Here is a 15,272-nt window from a genome sequence, read left to right on the forward strand (position 1 = left end):
TTATTTCAGTCGCATCATATCGAAATATTGACTGCGCTTAGATAAGTATTGTGGCTAACCCTAAGAATACCGATAGACCGACCACATCGGTGACGGTTGTAAGCGCCATCCCGCCGGCAAGTGCTGGGTCGATATTCATTTTCTTGAGGAAGATTGGAATAGTGACCCCTGCAATTCCCGCCATGAGTAAGTTCGTCATCATCGCGGCTGAAATAATACCGCCAAGCATCCAATTCCCTTTCCAAGCAACGACAATCCCACCGATGATCAGCGCCCAAAGAATGCCGTTTAAAAAGCCAATGGCGGCTTCTTTAAAAAGGAGTTCTCGTTTGTTACTGTCACCGATATGACCGAGTGCTAAACCGCGAATCACTAGTGCAACGGTTTGATTCCCGGCAACACCACCCATTGATGGAACAATGGTCATTAATACGGCAATGGCGGCCATTTGGTCTAGGGTCGCTTCAAACATGTTGGAAACAGACGCAGCAGCAAGGGCGGCAAGGACATTTGCACCAAGCCATACACTACGACGTCGTGCTGATTTTACGACAGGAGCAAAGGTATCTTCGTCATCATCCATACCCGCCATACTCATCATCGAGTGTTCGGCATCTTCACGGATAATATCAACCACATCATCGATGGTGATACGGCCAACGAGGTGTTGGTTTTCATCAACGACAGGAGCCGATACCCAATTACGTCGTTCAAAAAGGCTGGCGACATCTGAGTCACTGGCATCAACCGAGATCGCTTCATCTGCATCATCCATCACCTCAGTAACAGGTACATCGGGTTGAGTTGTCAGCAGTGAAACTAATGATAAGTGGCCAATTAAACGCATTTCATCATCGATGACGTAGAGAGCATCCGTGGCTTCGGGTAATTCACCCTTCATACGTAGATAACGTAATACCACATCCACATCGACGTCAGCACGAATCGTGATTACGTCGGTGTTCATGATCCCACCAGCGGTATCTTCTGGATAAGATAGAGCGGTTTCTACACGAGCACGATCAGCACTGTCCATTTGCGACAGTACTTCTTTTGAAACTTTATCCGGTAAGCTACGAAGTACGTAAGCGACATCATCGGTATCCATGCCTTCAGTTGCTTCTGCAAGCGTCTCTGGGGCCATTTTGGATACGAGGCCATCTTTTACATCTTCGTTTAATTCATCAAGGATCTCACCATAATCTTCAGGATCGGTGAGTTGCCAAAGTACTTCACGACCTTTACGTGGAGAAGCTTCCAGCAGGTGAGCAATATCTTCGGGTTCCATGTCCTGAAGTTGGCGGCGGACATGAACAAAACGGCCATTTTCTAGCGCTTCACTAACTTCTTGGAGGGTTTGGTGAGCTTGGTCGAATTCTAATTGCTCTGCCATGGTTTCCTCCTAACTCGTTAAACTGATAATGGTTGGAATAGTAACTTAATTTTATGCTCAAACCACCTCAAAATACTTGTTTCTGCAAGAATTTATTGGCTTTCGGTTCGAGCGAAGATAAGTCTGTTTAAAAATAGAGGTGATATGGCTGAGATTCAATAATAAGTGCAGGAAAGATCTGTGAAAAATTATTCGCTTTCATCAAATTTATGTTCAATCAACTCACATACCGCATCAAGAGCTTGCTGAGCTTGTTCGCCTTCACTATGAACGGTTATGTCTTGTCCTTGGGCGGACTCCAACATCAATAAACCCATTACGCTATCAGCGGTTGCGGTTTTATCTTCGTGATTATGAACGGTAATTATGGCATCAAAACTTTGCGCTAATTCAACCAGTTTTACTGCAGCTCGAGCGTGTAAACCTAGTCTATTTTGAATAAGAACCGTCTTGCTGAGTTTCATGCTATTCCCTATTTATTTTTTTCTAATGAGGCATGACGAATTTGAACTTGATGACCTAACTCTGAAAAATATTCCCCAATTTGTTGGGTGATATAGACTGAGCGATGCTTTCCTCCGGTACAACCAATCGCAACCGTGAGGTAGCTGCGGTTGTTTTTCTCAAGCATAGGTAACCAGTTCTCAATAAACTTTTGGATCTGTTGCTTGAGTTCAATCACTTCGGAATGGCTTTCTAAAAACGACTTTATGGGTGCATCTAAACCAGTAAATTGGCGTAAATCAGGTTCCCAGTGTGGGTTCGGTAAGAAGCGAACATCAAACACATAGTCTGCATCGCTAGGTAAGCCATATTTAAAACCAAAAGATTGAAATACCATGACTAAATCTTGGCGTTCTCGTCCTTCAATACGCATTCGTATCGTTTCACTTAAATCATAAAGTGACTGGTTGGTGCTATCTAAAACTAAGTCAGCTTGCTCTTTTAAGGGAGAGAGTATCGCCTTCTCACGCTGAATTGCTTGGATCAGGGATGGCTTATCATCATTGAGCGACAGAGGGTGTATCCGACGCGTTTCACTATAACGTTTTAATAATGTCTCTTCATTGGCATCCAGAAACAATACGCTGACGTCATTGTGAGGCTTCAACCTTTCTAGCGTTTCGGAAACAAGAGTGGGCTCTTTTGGTAAGTTTCGAATGTCGATACTTACGGCAACATTCTGTTTGCCACTCTGTACTGAGGTTACAAACGCATCGAGTAAATTGACCGGAAGGTTATCAACGCAGTAATAACCAAGGTCTTCTAATACTCGTAATGCAACGCTTTTTCCCGCTCCAGATTGTCCACTTACTACAATTAAACGCACGGTGAATCCTGTTCGTTATTTGTTGAAGACGCTTGAGTCATGATGCTGTATAGCTCTTCGTCACTTTGAGCTTTACGTAACTGCTTTAATGTCTGTTTATCGTTTAAACGTTCTGCCATACACGAGAGAGTTTTTAGGTGCTCTTTACACTGTTCGTCAGGAACAAGAAGAGCAAAAAGAAGGTCGACAGGACGGTTATCAATGGCATCGAACTCAATCGGTTCTTGGCACTGAAGTAAGACAGCGATGGCTTTGTCACTTGAAAACATACGAGCATGGGGAATGGCGATCCCATTTCCGATGCCAGTACTGCCCATTTTTTCACGGCTGAGCATGCATTCAAAGAGTTCGTGGGAGTTTTGGCCCGTGTATTCAGCCGCAATCTGACTGATCAGTTCTAGGGCTCTTTTTTTACTAGTACATTGAACTGCACTTTTTGTGCAGTTCAATGAAAGTACTTCGCTTAATTGCATGGTTAGTGACTACTTAGCTTTTCTTTGTGTTTATTAAGTTGGCGAACGAGCTTATCAACAAGTGAGTCGATCGCGGCGTACATGTTTTCATCTTCAGCGGTAGCATGAATATCCCCAAGGTTAACATGGAGAGTCGCTTCAGCAATTTGAGTCACTTTTTCTACGCGTAATACTACGTGAACATTATTGATGTGATCAAAAAATCGCTCAAGTTTTTGAAACTTGGTTTGAACATAGTCTTGCATTGAATCGGTAAGATCAACGTGATGGCCTTTAATGGTGATTTGCATAGACTTTCCTTTTCAGTTATTGGCCTTAAAGCAGGCGTTTACGCTGACTTGAAGGGGCAATGCCTAATGATTCTCGGTACTTCGCTATCGTCCTTCTAGCAACCTGAATCCCTTGGTCAGCCAGTAGAGCCGCAATTTTGCTGTCGCTCAGAGGTTTTGCTGTGTTTTCTGCGGCAACTAATTTTTTAATTAGTGCACGTATTGCTGTTGATGAACATTCTCCACCATTGTCGGTACTCACATGGCTAGAGAAGAAATATTTCAGCTCAAAAATTCCTTTGGGTGTATGCATGAATTTTTGTGTGGTGACACGAGATATGGTGGATTCATGCATCTCTACTGATAGTGCTACATCATTGAGCACCATAGGTTTCATCGCTTCTTCACCATATTCAAAGAAATCGTGTTGATGTTCAACTATGCACCTTGCAACTTTGAGCAGAGTCTCGTTTCTGCTTTCTAGGCTTTTAATTAACCATTTCGCTTCTTGTAAGTTGCTTCGGATGTATTGGCTATCAGGGCTATTGCCTTTGCCTAATTGCGCATACTGTTGATTAACTTTTAGCTTAGGAACGCTATCTGGGTTAATGGTTACCACCCATTTGCCATGATCTTTAAAGACAGAGACATCAGGCACGACATATTCGGTTTCGTCGGGGGTGATTTTACTTCCTGGCCTTGGGTCTAACTGCTGGATAAGGTGCAGAACTTCACGTAGTTCCGCCTCTTTTAACTTGGTCTCTTTGATCACCAACTTATAGTCACGATTACCGAGTTGATCAATATGATTGGCCAATACGAGTTTGGCTTCATTGAGCCAAGGGGTATCTTCAGGGTAGGTGGCAAGTTGTAACAGTAAACAGTCTTGAAGGTTAAGTGAGCCAACGCCTAGTGGGTCAAACTGCTGAACTCTTTTCCTTACCGCTTCAATTTCGTCGAGTTCTATCTCTTCATTATCAAAGCTCTCTAAAATATCTTCACTAGAGGTGGTGAGGTAGCCATAATCATCAATCGCATCAATAATTGCGAGGGCAATGGTTCTATCTGTGTCACTAAATGGGGTTAAGTCGAGTTGCCACAGTAAGTAATCTTGTAGGCTTTGGGTCGTTTCACCTTGATATACGGGCATGTCATCATCAAAAGCGATGCCTGTGCTGCCCGTATTCGCGCTGTAAACATCTTCCCAAGTGGTGTCTATTTCGAGTTCATTGCTGATTTCTGACTTCTCTATGAGATCTGAACTGTCAGGTAGTTCAGGTTCGCTGGTAGGTTCAGCATTGGTGGTCTCAGCGTTTAAGGATTCTGAAGCGTTGTTCGCCTCACTACTGCTCTTGTCATCAGTAGCGGCACTCTCATCATTTCCTTCTTCTATGTCGAGAAGTGGATTGGATTCTAGCGCTTCTTGGATCTCTTGTTGTAAATCCAATGTCGACAGTTGCAACAAACGGATCGCTTGTTGTAACTGAGGTGTCATTGCTAACTGTTGACCTAGCTTAAGTTGTAGTGAAGGTTTCATTCAGTATGGTTTACCTTATTATTCTAGTTTTTTCCGTTCTCTATTTAATCATAGACGGAATTGTTCACCGAGATAAACTTGTTTTACTTGCTCATTATTGAGGACGTCTTCAGGAGTGCCTTCCGCAATTAAGTGGCCTTGACTAACGATGTAAGCCTTTTCACAGACATCAAGCGTTTCTCTCACGTTATGATCGGTTATGAGTACGCCTAAGCCACGGTCTCGCAAGTGAACAATGATTTTCTTAATATCAATCACCGAGATGGGATCGACACCTGCAAAGGGTTCATCAAGCAAAATAAACTGTGGGTTAGCAGCAAGGGCACGTGCTATTTCAACTCGGCGGCGCTCACCACCAGAAAGTGCCATACCGTTACTAAGACGGATATGTTGAATGTGAAACTCTTCTAAAAGATCTTCAAGCTTATCTTGTCGCTCTTCTCTCGTCAGTTCATTACGAGTTTGTAGGACGGCCATAATGTTATCTTCTACAGACAACTTACGGAAAATCGACGCTTCTTGAGGCAAGTAACCAATACCTAAGCGAGATCGACTGTGCATTGGCAGAATACTGATATCTTCACCATCAATACTGATGGTGCCCTCATCACGAGCAACTAAACCTACAATCATATAAAAAGAGGTGGTTTTACCTGCACCATTTGGCCCCAATAAACCAACGATCTGCCCTGAATTGACTTCAAGACTAACATCGGTGACCACTTTTCGTTTCTTATAGCTCTTGGCTAAATTTTCCGCTTTGAGTACAGACATAGTTACTTATTCGGCTGTTGAGTTGAAGGCTGTAATACCGTCGTTACGCGTTCATCTTGGTTACTGTCAGCAACCAGTTTTTGAGACTTAATTTGGTATTGAATGGAAGAGCCTTTGATGACATTCCCATCTTGGGAAAGCGTTGCTTCACCTGTCATCAGAAGTTCATCTGATGATAATTGATAATTAAGTTTCTCAGCTTCACCTGAGAGGGTTTTACCGTCATCGGTTAACTGAGAAAAAGAGGCTGGCGTACCCAATGCTTTGATCTGCTTAATTGAACCATCATCTGGATTTCGAGTGACGGTGATGGTATCGGCATTGATACTGATGCTACCTTGTTTCAATTTCACATCACCAATAAAAGTAACTTGGTTGCTTTTCATATCAAGCTGCTGGCTATCAGAGTCAATGTATACCGGCTGGTCGGTATCTGACGATAGCGCAAGTGCATTTGGTGCCGCGAAAGCAAACGCTAATAAGCTAAGGTGTAAGAGTTTCATATCTACCTTGAACATGGTTAAAGAGGGTGGCGTTATTGTGTTCGAAACTGCCTTTCATCGCTTGTCCTTCAGTTTTAAACTGAGGACCAATCAACAAGACACTGTTGTTGGCTTGAAAATTTCGGCTCACGAGTTCAATACGCAATTCATCTGTCGACATGCTTTTAAAGCTGGCGCCAGGCAATAAATTTTCTACAGACACATTATCATAAAGTGTCAGTACTTGCTCTTCATCGAGAACAGCTCGGCGAGCCGTAATTTTCCACTCCACTGTTTTTCCATCTCGGAAAACAGACAGTTTTGGGTTCTCAAAAATAGTCTCACCACTTTTTGCATAGTGGTCTAAATTTGTCGATGTAATGCTGTGGCTACGAACGCCTTCTGAATTGAAGGATATATTCTCTAAGTTCTTACCGCTGAACATTGGAAGTTCTAAGTTAGGAGCAACTTGAACGGTTGTGCCTTGGCTCTTATCGAAAAGGTAATAAGTAGACCAAGAGGCAATAAATAGCAGTAAGATATAAAGAATACGAGACAAACTCATATACTTAAACCTTTATGGGTATCCAGCTCATCGCGTGCGTGCAAAATCAAATCACAGACTTCTCGAACTGCACCTCGTCCACCATGAATGGTAGTGACGTAGTTAGCGCGTTGGACAAGAAGAGGGTGACCGTCTGCCACACAAACTTTGAGTGCAACCTGTTCCATTACTGGCCAATCGATAAGATCGTCACCAATATAGCCTGTATGTTCAGGCGCAATGTTTAATTTTTCGCAAATATCACGATACGCTTTTACTTTATCGTCTTGCCCTTGGTAAATCAGCGAGATACCTAACGCTTTCATTCTATTTTCGACAATTTGAGATTGGCGTCCTGTAATGATGGCTATTTCAATGCCAGCATTCATTAATGATTTCACGCCATACCCATCACGAGTATGAAAGGTTTTTAGCTCTTCGCCATTATTCCCCATGTAGACTAAACCATCAGAAAATACGCCATCGACATCACAGATAAGCAGTTTTATCTCTTTTGCAATATTGATGATGTCAGTGGCGACTGGGCCGTATAATGTTTCGGTCATTTGAGTCATTACATCACTCCAGCTTTCAATAGATCATGCATATTTAGTGCGCCAACAAGTTTGCCATTGTCGCATAGCATTAAGCCACTAATGCTTTTATCTTGCATTAAGTTCAGGCCTTCAACCGCGAGCATATTGGGTTCTGCAACCGTTGGGTTCTGTGTCATCACTTCGCCAATGGTGGCGCTGTGGATATCAATGCGTTTGTCCAACGTTCGGCGTAAATCACCATCAGTGAACACTCCAACCATTTGGTCGTTATCATCCACAATGGCGGTCATACCTAATCCTTTTTGCGAAATTTCAAGTAAGGCATCTCGGATTAACGCGTTAGGTGTTACGACTGGCAGTTCATCACCAGTGTGCATAATGTCTTCTAATTTTAGCAGCAGTTTACGACCTAGAGCACCGCCAGGGTGGGAAAGAGCGAAGTCTTCAGCGGTAAACCCTCTTGCTTGAAGCAGGGCGACAGCAAGCGCATCACCCATCACGAGTGTTGCTGTGGTGCTCGTTGTGGGTGCTAATCCTAATGGACATGCTTCTTCCGGCACCGTAATTCGTAAGTGCAGATCCGCCAGTTTCGCCATATTAGATTCGGCTTTGCCTGTCATGCTAATGATGCGAATGTTGAGGCGCTTTAGTACTGGAAAAAGACTCAGAATTTCAGATGACTCGCCAGAATTTGAGATAGCAATGACGATATCGCCTGGTGATATCATACCTAAATCACCGTGTGCAGCTTCCCCCGGGTGAACAAAGAAAGAGGATGTTCCTGTGCTCGCCAGGGTCGCGGCTATTTTCTTTCCGACATGGCCAGACTTACCCATCCCCATAACCACGACTTTGCCTTGGTTTTGTAAGATCTGCTCACACGCTTGGCAAAATTGGTCATCAAAGTATTGCGATAACTGCTGTAGACCAGCAATTTCCGTTTGTAACACTTGTTCTGCAACACTGCGATAGTCAAATGTAGTAGGCATTAATAACTCCGGAACTTGAGCGAATTAAAAGACTTTATCGTCGTGGAACGATGGCAAACACGGTTAAGCGGCCATGTTCATAAATAAATAACCTTGGTAAGTCAGGAAGCAGACTAGCAGAATGCCACCTTCAATACGGTTAATGCTGCGAGATTTCCCTAACGCCATCACAACAAGAAGAAGTGATAGGCCTAGCATGACCCAAAAATCTCGGCCCATTGCGTATTCGCTGAGGATTGACGGGTTCAACACGCCAGGGATCCCCATCACGGCAAGGATGTTAAATACGTTGGAACCAATAATATTACCGACGGCCATATCATCTTCGCCTTTCATGACACCTGCTAATGATGCAGCAAGTTCTGGAAGGCTTGTTCCAATCGCAATAATGGTGAGGCCGATAACCAAATCACTCATACCGAAAAATTTAGCAATAACGACAGCGTTGTCGACTAAAACATCCGCAGATAATGGGAGAACGATAAGACCAATAACGACCCACATCGCCGCTTTTTTGTTACTGACACCTTCTGGAATTTCTGACTCTTGATCTTCGATGAAGGCGTCGCCATTTTTTTTCTCATTGCGACTGATCTGTAGCATGGCAATTAAAAATGTCGCGAAAAGAACAAACAGTAAGATGCCTTCGTGAAAACCTAAGTGGCTATCCCATAGAAGAGCACCAGCCAAAAGTGTCACGGCAATCATGAGCGGCAGTTCACGACGAATGACGCCTGAACTGATCGACATGGGTTTTATCAGAGCGGTAATGCCGAGAATTAAGGCAATGTTGGCTATATTAGAACCAAGCACATTACCCACCGCCGTATCGGTTTTTCCATCAAGAGCGGCGGTTGCTGAAACCATCATTTCTGGAGCGGAAGAGCCCATCGCTAGAATTGTCATGCCAATCACTAGTGGTGAGATCCCGACGTTTCTTGCAAGTGCAGCTGCACCAAAGACTAATTTGTCGGCACTCCAAACTAAAAAGATTAGACCTACAATAAGAAACGCAACGGCTTCAAGCATGATGATTCCCAAATATTAAAGTTAGATAACCGCTAATTTTGACCTGTTGGCTGCTAAAAGGGAAGATGAAGATAAGATAAATTGCTATTAATCTGTAAAATAATGAGTTTTATTGTCAGACTTATTATCTTGGCTCTAAATGACGTGAGTTGTCATTATTACGTAATTTAATCGAACAGTGCTTTTAATTCTATTTTTTAATGCTTATGATTACTAATTAATATCGGTGATTTTTGATAGCTACCCACTTTTGATAGCGAACAATATAGAGATACTATGCCTAGTTCCGATCTTGTAACGATTAATAATTTAACTTTTTCTCGTGGAAATCGTCTTATCTTCGATGACATCAGTTTACATGTTCCCGAAGGTAAAATAACGGCGATCATGGGGCCGTCTGGGATCGGAAAAACGACGCTTTTGCGTTTGATCGGCGGACAGTTGTTACCAGAACAAGGTCAAATATTGTTTGATGGTGATGACATTCCTCAGTTAAGCCGTCGAAAACTGTATCAAGCACGAAAAAAAATGAGCATGCTGTTTCAATCTGGAGCGCTGTTCACGGACTTAAATGTGTTTGATAACGTGGCGTTTCCGTTGCGTGAACATACGGAATTAAGTGAAGAGTTACTACGAACCATCGTGTTACTCAAACTTGAAGCGGTTGGCTTACGTGGTGCAGCCGAATTGATGCCAAGCGAGCTCTCGGGGGGGATGGCAAGAAGGGCGGCATTAGCCCGTTCGATTGCATTAGATCCTGATTTAATTATGTATGACGAACCTTTTGTCGGGCAAGACCCGATTACAATGGGTGTTCTTGTCAAATTAATCCGTAACCTAAATGATGCGTTAGGGCTTACCTCTATTGTTGTTTCTCATGATGTTCCAGAAGTAATGAGCATTGCGGATTGGGTTTATCTCTTGGCTGATGGACGGATTATAGCGTGTGGTTCACCTGAAGAGTTACGCAATAACCCTGATCCTATGGTCCAACAATTTCTCCAAGGTGAAGCCGATGGTCCTGTTCCATTCCGCTTCCCTGCACAAAGTTTAGAAAAGGATCTGTTCTAAATGTTTGCAAATTACATTGCCAAAGTAGGGCGTCGAACCTTAGCGATATGCGAAGCTTGGGGGCGTGCGAGCCTTATGTTATTTGGCGCATTGGTAGGGCGACCTCGACCGATGCAAAATCTCCCTCTATTGATCAAGCAACTCTATCATGTTGGCGTTCAGTCACTCGCGATTATTGTGGTTTCTGGTCTATTTATCGGCATGGTTCTTAGCTTACAAGGCTACGTGATCTTAATTGACTATGGTGCGGAGGGTAGTTTAGGCCAAATGGTGGCTCTCTCTTTGCTACGTGAACTTGGCCCAGTGGTTACCGCTTTACTGTTTGCTGGTCGAGCAGGCTCAGCATTAACTGCGGAGATTGGTCTTATGAAAGCAACAGAACAGCTTTCAAGCTTAGAAATGATGGCTGTGGACCCGCTTAAGCGAGTGATCGCACCTCGTCTATGGGCAGGGTTAATTTCAATGCCATTATTGGCGATGATTTTTATGGCCGTTGGTATTTGGGGCGGTCAACTTGTTGGTGTTGATTGGAAAGGCATCGATCACGGTAGTTTCTGGTCTGCGATGCAATCTTCAGTGGAGTTAGGACAAGATATCGGCAATAGCATGATTAAGTGTATGGTATTCGCCATTACGGTTACATGGATTGCACTGTTTAATGGCTACGATGCGATTCCGACATCGGAAGGGATCAGCCGAGCGACAACACGCACAGTTGTGCATTCATCTCTAGCAGTATTGGGGCTAGACTTTATACTTACAGCATTGATGTTTGGGAATTAATCATGCAACAAACTCGAAAATTAGAATTATGGGTTGGCAGTTTTGTCATTACAGGAATTTGCGCAATCTTGGTGATGATTTTTCAAGTCGCTGACGTTAAAGGTTTAGGTTCAAGTGATACTTATACCCTTAAAGCGGCATTTGATAACATCGGTAGCTTAAAAGTTCGTTCACCAGTGAAGGTTGGTGGTGTGGTGATTGGACGTGTGAGTGACATTACTTTAGACACGGAAAGTTACTTACCCGTAGTTTCGTTATCTATTGATAGCCAATACGGCCCGTTTCCGGATACCTCTAGTGCACAAATTTTAACGTCAGGTCTTATTGGTGAGCAGTATATTGGCCTTGTTCCTGGCTTCGTTTTTGACGATGAAGAGATGTTGGTTGAAGGTAACTTTATTGAAGACACTAAATCAGCATTAGTCTTAGAAGATTTAATCGGCCAAGTTTTGTATAGCGTTGGCGGCTCTGATTCTGAAAGTAACTCTGACGATAAATAGTAGGTGCCTATGTTTAAACGAATTTTATTAATTGCCTCCGCATTTTTGTATTCATTACCGCTATTTGCCCAAGAGGTTGATCAAACTCAACCATACGCAATGATGAAGCAGGTAGCTGAGCAAGCATTTTCTCGTTTGAAAGCGGATCAGGCGATCATTCAAAACGACCCAGAACATTTGAAAGTGGTTGTAGAAGAAGAGTTAATGCCGTATGTCAATGAGCAGTATGCTGCTTTGAAACTACTTGGGCCTAATTTAAAAGCGGCGAAAAAAGAGAATCCAAAAGGGTACAAGAAAGATGTAAGAGTCTTTATTGATGCGTTTCGTGGTTATTTAGTCGCGTCTTACGCGCAAGTTCTGACTCAATATACAGATCAAGTGATTGAGTTTGCACCCGAATCTAAAATCAAACCGACTCAACGAATTGCAAGCGTAAGAGTTGATATTGTCGATGCTCCTCGACCGAACATCAAGCTTGAATTCAAGCTAAGAAAAGATAAGAAAACAGGTGAGTGGAAAGCATTTGATATGATCGCGGAAGGAATTAGCCTGTTATCGAGTAAGCAGTCAGAGTGGAACGGTAAAATTCGTCAAGATGGGATTGTCGCTGTCGCTCAAGAGCTAGAAAGATTAGCGAAACAACCGATTCGTTTTGAGAGTGCTAAATAATGACCCACTCACAATGGCAGCAACTGAGCGACGATAAATTTGCGCTAAGTGGTGACTTAGATAGAGATACAGTCCCCGCGTTATGGGAATATTTACGCGCTTGGAAAATAGCTCAAACTCAAGTAAATGTTGATTTATCGTCAGTTCAGCGTATTGATTCGTCTGGAATGGTGATGTTAATCCACTTAATAGAGCATGCAAAAAAACAAAATTGTCATATAATGCTCGGTTTCGTGCCAGAACAATTACGCACATTGTTCCAATTGAGCAATATACAGCCATTGATGGCTGAACATATCCAAAACTAGGCAGGGGTGATTTGTGGACAGCACAAAAGTACAACAATTATTAGAAGAAGCACTAGGCCTTCAAGAGATCAAAGTGAAAGGCGAAGGCAGTCACTTTGAAGTAATCGCAGTTGATGCTTGTTTCGATGGCATGAGCCGAGTAAAGAAGCAGCAATTAATTTATGGTCCGCTAACGGATTATATTCAACGTAATGACATTCACGCACTTTCAATCAAAGCGTTTACTCCAGAAGAGTGGGATCGCGATAAGAAATTGATGTCGCTGTAAGGTTTATTGATGGAAAAGTTTCGAGTTATTGGGTCTGATTCACCGTTAACAGGTGAAGTGACTATCTCTGGTGCTAAAAACGCAGCACTTCCTATTTTATTTGCATCTATCTTAGCGGAAGAGCCAGTTGAAGTGGCGAACGTGCCGCATCTTCGTGATATCGATACATCGATGGAACTGCTTAAGCGTTTAGGTGCAAAAGTGAGCCGTAATGGCAGCGTGCATGTTGATGGTAGTCAAATCAATGAATATTGTGCGCCATATGATTTAGTGAAAACGATGCGTGCTTCTATTTGGGCTTTAGGTCCTTTGGTCGCTCGTTTTGGTCAAGGTCAGGTTTCTTTGCCTGGTGGTTGTGCGATTGGTGCTCGCCCTGTGGATCTCCATATTCATGGTTTAGAGCAATTAGGTGCAACGATTACGCTTGAAGATGGTTACGTTAAAGCTGAAGTTGATGGTCGTTTAAAAGGCGCTCACATTGTCATGGACAAAGTCAGCGTTGGTGCAACGATCACTATTATGTGCGCGGCGACCTTAGCAGAAGGTACGACAATTTTAGACAACGCAGCGCGTGAACCTGAAATTGTAGATACTGCTGACTTCTTAAATGCCATTGGCGCGAAAGTGTCTGGTGCAGGTACTGATACCATTACCATTGAAGGGGTTGAACGCCTTGCTGGTGGTAAGCACTCAGTTGTTGCTGACCGTATTGAAACAGGGACCTTCCTTGTTGCTGCTGCGGTATCTGGTGGCAAGGTAGTATGTAAAAATACCCACCCACATTTACTTGAAGCCGTATTAGCAAAATTAGAAGAAGCGGGAGCTGTCGTTGAATCTGGTGATGACTGGATCAGCCTTGATATGACCGATCGTGAGTTAAAGTCTGTCAAAATTGTTACTGCACCTCACCCTGGTTTCCCTACAGATATGCAAGCTCAATTTACGTTGTTGAATATGATGGCGAAAGGCAATGGCATGATCACGGAAACGATCTTTGAAAATCGCTTCATGCACGTTCCTGAACTGCAACGTATGGGAGCAAAAGCGGAAATCGAAGGTAATACGGTTATTTGTGGTGACACTGAATCGCTCAGTGGCGCTCAAGTAATGGCGACTGATTTACGTGCTTCTGCAAGTTTAGTGATTGCTGGTTGTATCGCCAATGGTGAGACGATTGTTGATCGTATTTATCATATTGATCGTGGCTACGATAAGATCGAAGATAAGCTTTCGGCTCTTGGCGCCAATATTGAGCGTTTTCGAGAGTCAAGCTAACTGATCGCTTGCTTAGAAAGCCGGAATCCTAGGGTTTCGGCTTTTTTATTGAATTAATTTCTTCCTGTTCCATTTTCTACGAATGGAACATGGGCGTTGTTTGGAGAACTAAAATGATTGCACTTTTACGCCTGTTGGCGGTTGTTGTTTTTGCTATCGTCATGTTTGTGTTTGGTTGTGGTTACTGCTTGTTTAGCCCACGCAACCCAAAGCATGTATTTAGATTTGGCCGTTACTTTGGCTATATGTCTAAAGTGTTTGGTATTAAATTGGAGCTGCGCCTTCCTGATGATGCCTACACGCGTGGTCAGCACGTTTACGTCGCTAACCACCAAAATACGTGGGATCTGTTTACGGTTTCTGCTGCTGTGACACCAAAAGTAGTTACGGTAGGAAAAAAGAGCTTAGTTTGGATGCCGCTATTTGGTCAGCTTTACTGGTTAACAGGTAACATTTTGATTGACCGTGCGAACCGCAGCAAAGCGGTAGGTACGATTGATCAAGTTGTCAGCAGCATTAAAAATAGTGATGTTTCTATTTGGATGTTCCCTGAAGGAACTCGTTCGCGTGGACGTGGTTTGTTGCCATTTAAAACCGGTGCATTTCATGCAGCAGTAGGCGCTGAAGTGCCAATCGTACCGATTGTATGCAGCAGCACGGGTGGTGTAAAACTGAACCGTTGGAATAACGGTCACGTTATCGTCGAAATGCTTCCTCCAGTGAGTGTTGAAGGTTATAACAAGAGTAATATTCGAGAGCTTGCGAATACATGCCGTGAGCAAATGAAAGAGAAACTCGAGGCTTTAGATCAAGAAGTTGCTCTGCTTAATAAAAAGCAAACCGTTACAGATTAAGAATAACCTTAAGCAAAAAAAAGGGTTGAACTGGTGAGTTCAACCCTTTCTTGTTTCTATCGTATTGTAATACCAATCGTAGTAAATAACTGGTCATCCTAGCTTGTTAAAATACTCGATAACGGCGTTAAAAATTTTGATTGTAGAATAACTATTCATCGAAAATT

20 protein-coding genes are annotated in these 15,272 nt (G+C 43.1%); 8 read left to right on the forward strand and 12 right to left on the reverse strand.

What is annotated here, in order from left to right:
• Window positions 1-37 precede the first annotated feature (37 nt).
• The 12 genes from mgtE to FCV43_RS08790 all read right to left on the reverse strand — a co-directional run bounded on the left by mgtE (window position 38) and on the right by FCV43_RS08790 (window position 9,377).
• Window positions 38-1,393, reverse strand: coding sequence for a magnesium transporter (gene mgtE / locus FCV43_RS08735; RefSeq protein WP_113795506.1), 1,356 nt, complete (start codon window positions 1,391-1,393; stop codon window positions 38-40).
• Between the two features lie 188 nt (window positions 1,394-1,581).
• Window positions 1,582-1,857, reverse strand: coding sequence for an HPr family phosphocarrier protein (locus FCV43_RS08740; protein WP_136994917.1), 276 nt, complete (start codon window positions 1,855-1,857; stop codon window positions 1,582-1,584).
• Window positions 1,858-1,865: 8 nt separating this feature from the next.
• Complete coding sequence (rapZ, locus tag FCV43_RS08745) at window positions 1,866-2,723, reverse strand: RNase adapter RapZ (RefSeq protein ID WP_017051736.1); 858 nt, start codon at window positions 2,721-2,723, stop codon at window positions 1,866-1,868.
• Window positions 2,714-3,196 carry a PTS IIA-like nitrogen regulatory protein PtsN gene (gene ptsN / locus FCV43_RS08750; protein WP_017051735.1) on the reverse strand — a complete coding sequence of 161 codons (483 nt, stop codon included), beginning with the start codon at window positions 3,194-3,196 and terminating at the stop codon, window positions 2,714-2,716. The genes rapZ and ptsN overlap by 10 nt, the downstream gene beginning before the upstream one ends.
• 2 nt (window positions 3,197-3,198) lie before the next feature.
• Window positions 3,199-3,486, reverse strand: a complete 288-nt coding sequence (gene hpf, locus FCV43_RS08755; protein ID WP_017051734.1) for a ribosome hibernation promoting factor — start codon at window positions 3,484-3,486, stop codon at window positions 3,199-3,201.
• Between the two features lie 25 nt (window positions 3,487-3,511).
• Window positions 3,512-5,002: an RNA polymerase factor sigma-54 gene (locus FCV43_RS08760; RefSeq protein WP_017051733.1), complete on the reverse strand. Its 1,491-nt coding sequence runs from the start codon at window positions 5,000-5,002 to the stop codon at window positions 3,512-3,514.
• Between the two features lie 48 nt (window positions 5,003-5,050).
• Window positions 5,051-5,776, reverse strand: coding sequence for an LPS export ABC transporter ATP-binding protein (gene lptB / locus FCV43_RS08765; protein WP_017051732.1), 726 nt, complete (start codon window positions 5,774-5,776; stop codon window positions 5,051-5,053).
• A 2-nt stretch (window positions 5,777-5,778) separates the two neighbouring features.
• Complete coding sequence (gene lptA / locus FCV43_RS08770; RefSeq protein ID WP_017051731.1) at window positions 5,779-6,279, reverse strand: lipopolysaccharide transport periplasmic protein LptA; 501 nt, start codon at window positions 6,277-6,279, stop codon at window positions 5,779-5,781.
• Entirely contained in the window at window positions 6,260-6,823 is a 564-nt protein-coding gene (gene lptC / locus FCV43_RS08775) for an LPS export ABC transporter periplasmic protein LptC (protein ID WP_017051730.1), read from the reverse strand. The genes lptA and lptC overlap by 20 nt, the downstream gene beginning before the upstream one ends.
• Window positions 6,820-7,377 (reverse strand): 3-deoxy-manno-octulosonate-8-phosphatase KdsC, encoded by a 558-nt coding sequence (gene kdsC, locus FCV43_RS08780; RefSeq protein ID WP_017051729.1) that lies wholly within the window; start codon window positions 7,375-7,377, stop codon window positions 6,820-6,822. Before kdsC ends, lptC begins: the two co-directional genes overlap by 4 nt.
• Window positions 7,377-8,348 (reverse strand): arabinose-5-phosphate isomerase KdsD, encoded by a 972-nt coding sequence (kdsD, locus tag FCV43_RS08785; protein WP_017051728.1) that lies wholly within the window; start codon window positions 8,346-8,348, stop codon window positions 7,377-7,379. The genes kdsC and kdsD overlap by 1 nt, the downstream gene beginning before the upstream one ends.
• Before the next feature lie 63 nt (window positions 8,349-8,411).
• Window positions 8,412-9,377, reverse strand: a complete 966-nt coding sequence (locus FCV43_RS08790; protein WP_113795514.1) for a calcium/sodium antiporter — start codon at window positions 9,375-9,377, stop codon at window positions 8,412-8,414.
• A gap of 276 nt (window positions 9,378-9,653) precedes the next feature.
• Here FCV43_RS08790 and mlaF point away from each other — a divergent pair, with 276 nt between their 5' ends.
• From mlaF to FCV43_RS08830, 8 genes are all read left to right on the forward strand, one after another.
• Entirely contained in the window at window positions 9,654-10,448 is a 795-nt protein-coding gene (mlaF, locus tag FCV43_RS08795) for a phospholipid ABC transporter ATP-binding protein MlaF (protein WP_017052141.1), read from the forward strand.
• Window positions 10,449-11,231 (forward strand): lipid asymmetry maintenance ABC transporter permease subunit MlaE, encoded by a 783-nt coding sequence (gene mlaE, locus FCV43_RS08800; protein ID WP_017052142.1) that lies wholly within the window; start codon window positions 10,449-10,451, stop codon window positions 11,229-11,231.
• A gap of 2 nt (window positions 11,232-11,233) precedes the next feature.
• A complete protein-coding gene (gene mlaD, locus FCV43_RS08805) occupies window positions 11,234-11,731 on the forward strand; it encodes an outer membrane lipid asymmetry maintenance protein MlaD (protein ID WP_113795518.1) in 498 nt (165 codons plus the stop codon).
• A gap of 9 nt (window positions 11,732-11,740) precedes the next feature.
• Entirely contained in the window at window positions 11,741-12,400 is a 660-nt protein-coding gene (locus FCV43_RS08810) for an MlaC/ttg2D family ABC transporter substrate-binding protein (protein ID WP_017052144.1), read from the forward strand.
• Window positions 12,400-12,708 carry an STAS domain-containing protein gene (locus FCV43_RS08815; protein ID WP_136994918.1) on the forward strand — a complete coding sequence of 103 codons (309 nt, stop codon included), beginning with the start codon at window positions 12,400-12,402 and terminating at the stop codon, window positions 12,706-12,708. The genes FCV43_RS08810 and FCV43_RS08815 overlap by 1 nt, the downstream gene beginning before the upstream one ends.
• Before the next feature lie 13 nt (window positions 12,709-12,721).
• Window positions 12,722-12,976, forward strand: coding sequence for a BolA family iron metabolism protein IbaG (gene ibaG / locus FCV43_RS08820; protein ID WP_017052146.1), 255 nt, complete (start codon window positions 12,722-12,724; stop codon window positions 12,974-12,976).
• A gap of 9 nt (window positions 12,977-12,985) precedes the next feature.
• Window positions 12,986-14,251 (forward strand): UDP-N-acetylglucosamine 1-carboxyvinyltransferase, encoded by a 1,266-nt coding sequence (gene murA, locus FCV43_RS08825; RefSeq protein ID WP_017052147.1) that lies wholly within the window; start codon window positions 12,986-12,988, stop codon window positions 14,249-14,251.
• A 113-nt stretch (window positions 14,252-14,364) separates the two neighbouring features.
• On the forward strand, window positions 14,365-15,105 hold the full coding sequence (locus FCV43_RS08830; protein WP_136994919.1) for a 1-acylglycerol-3-phosphate O-acyltransferase: 741 nt from the start codon (window positions 14,365-14,367) through the stop codon (window positions 15,103-15,105).
• Window positions 15,106-15,272 lie beyond the last annotated feature (167 nt).

Source organism: Vibrio genomosp. F6, from assembly GCF_005146325.1.
In the GTDB taxonomy this organism is placed as follows: domain Bacteria; phylum Pseudomonadota; class Gammaproteobacteria; order Enterobacterales; family Vibrionaceae; genus Vibrio; species Vibrio cortegadensis.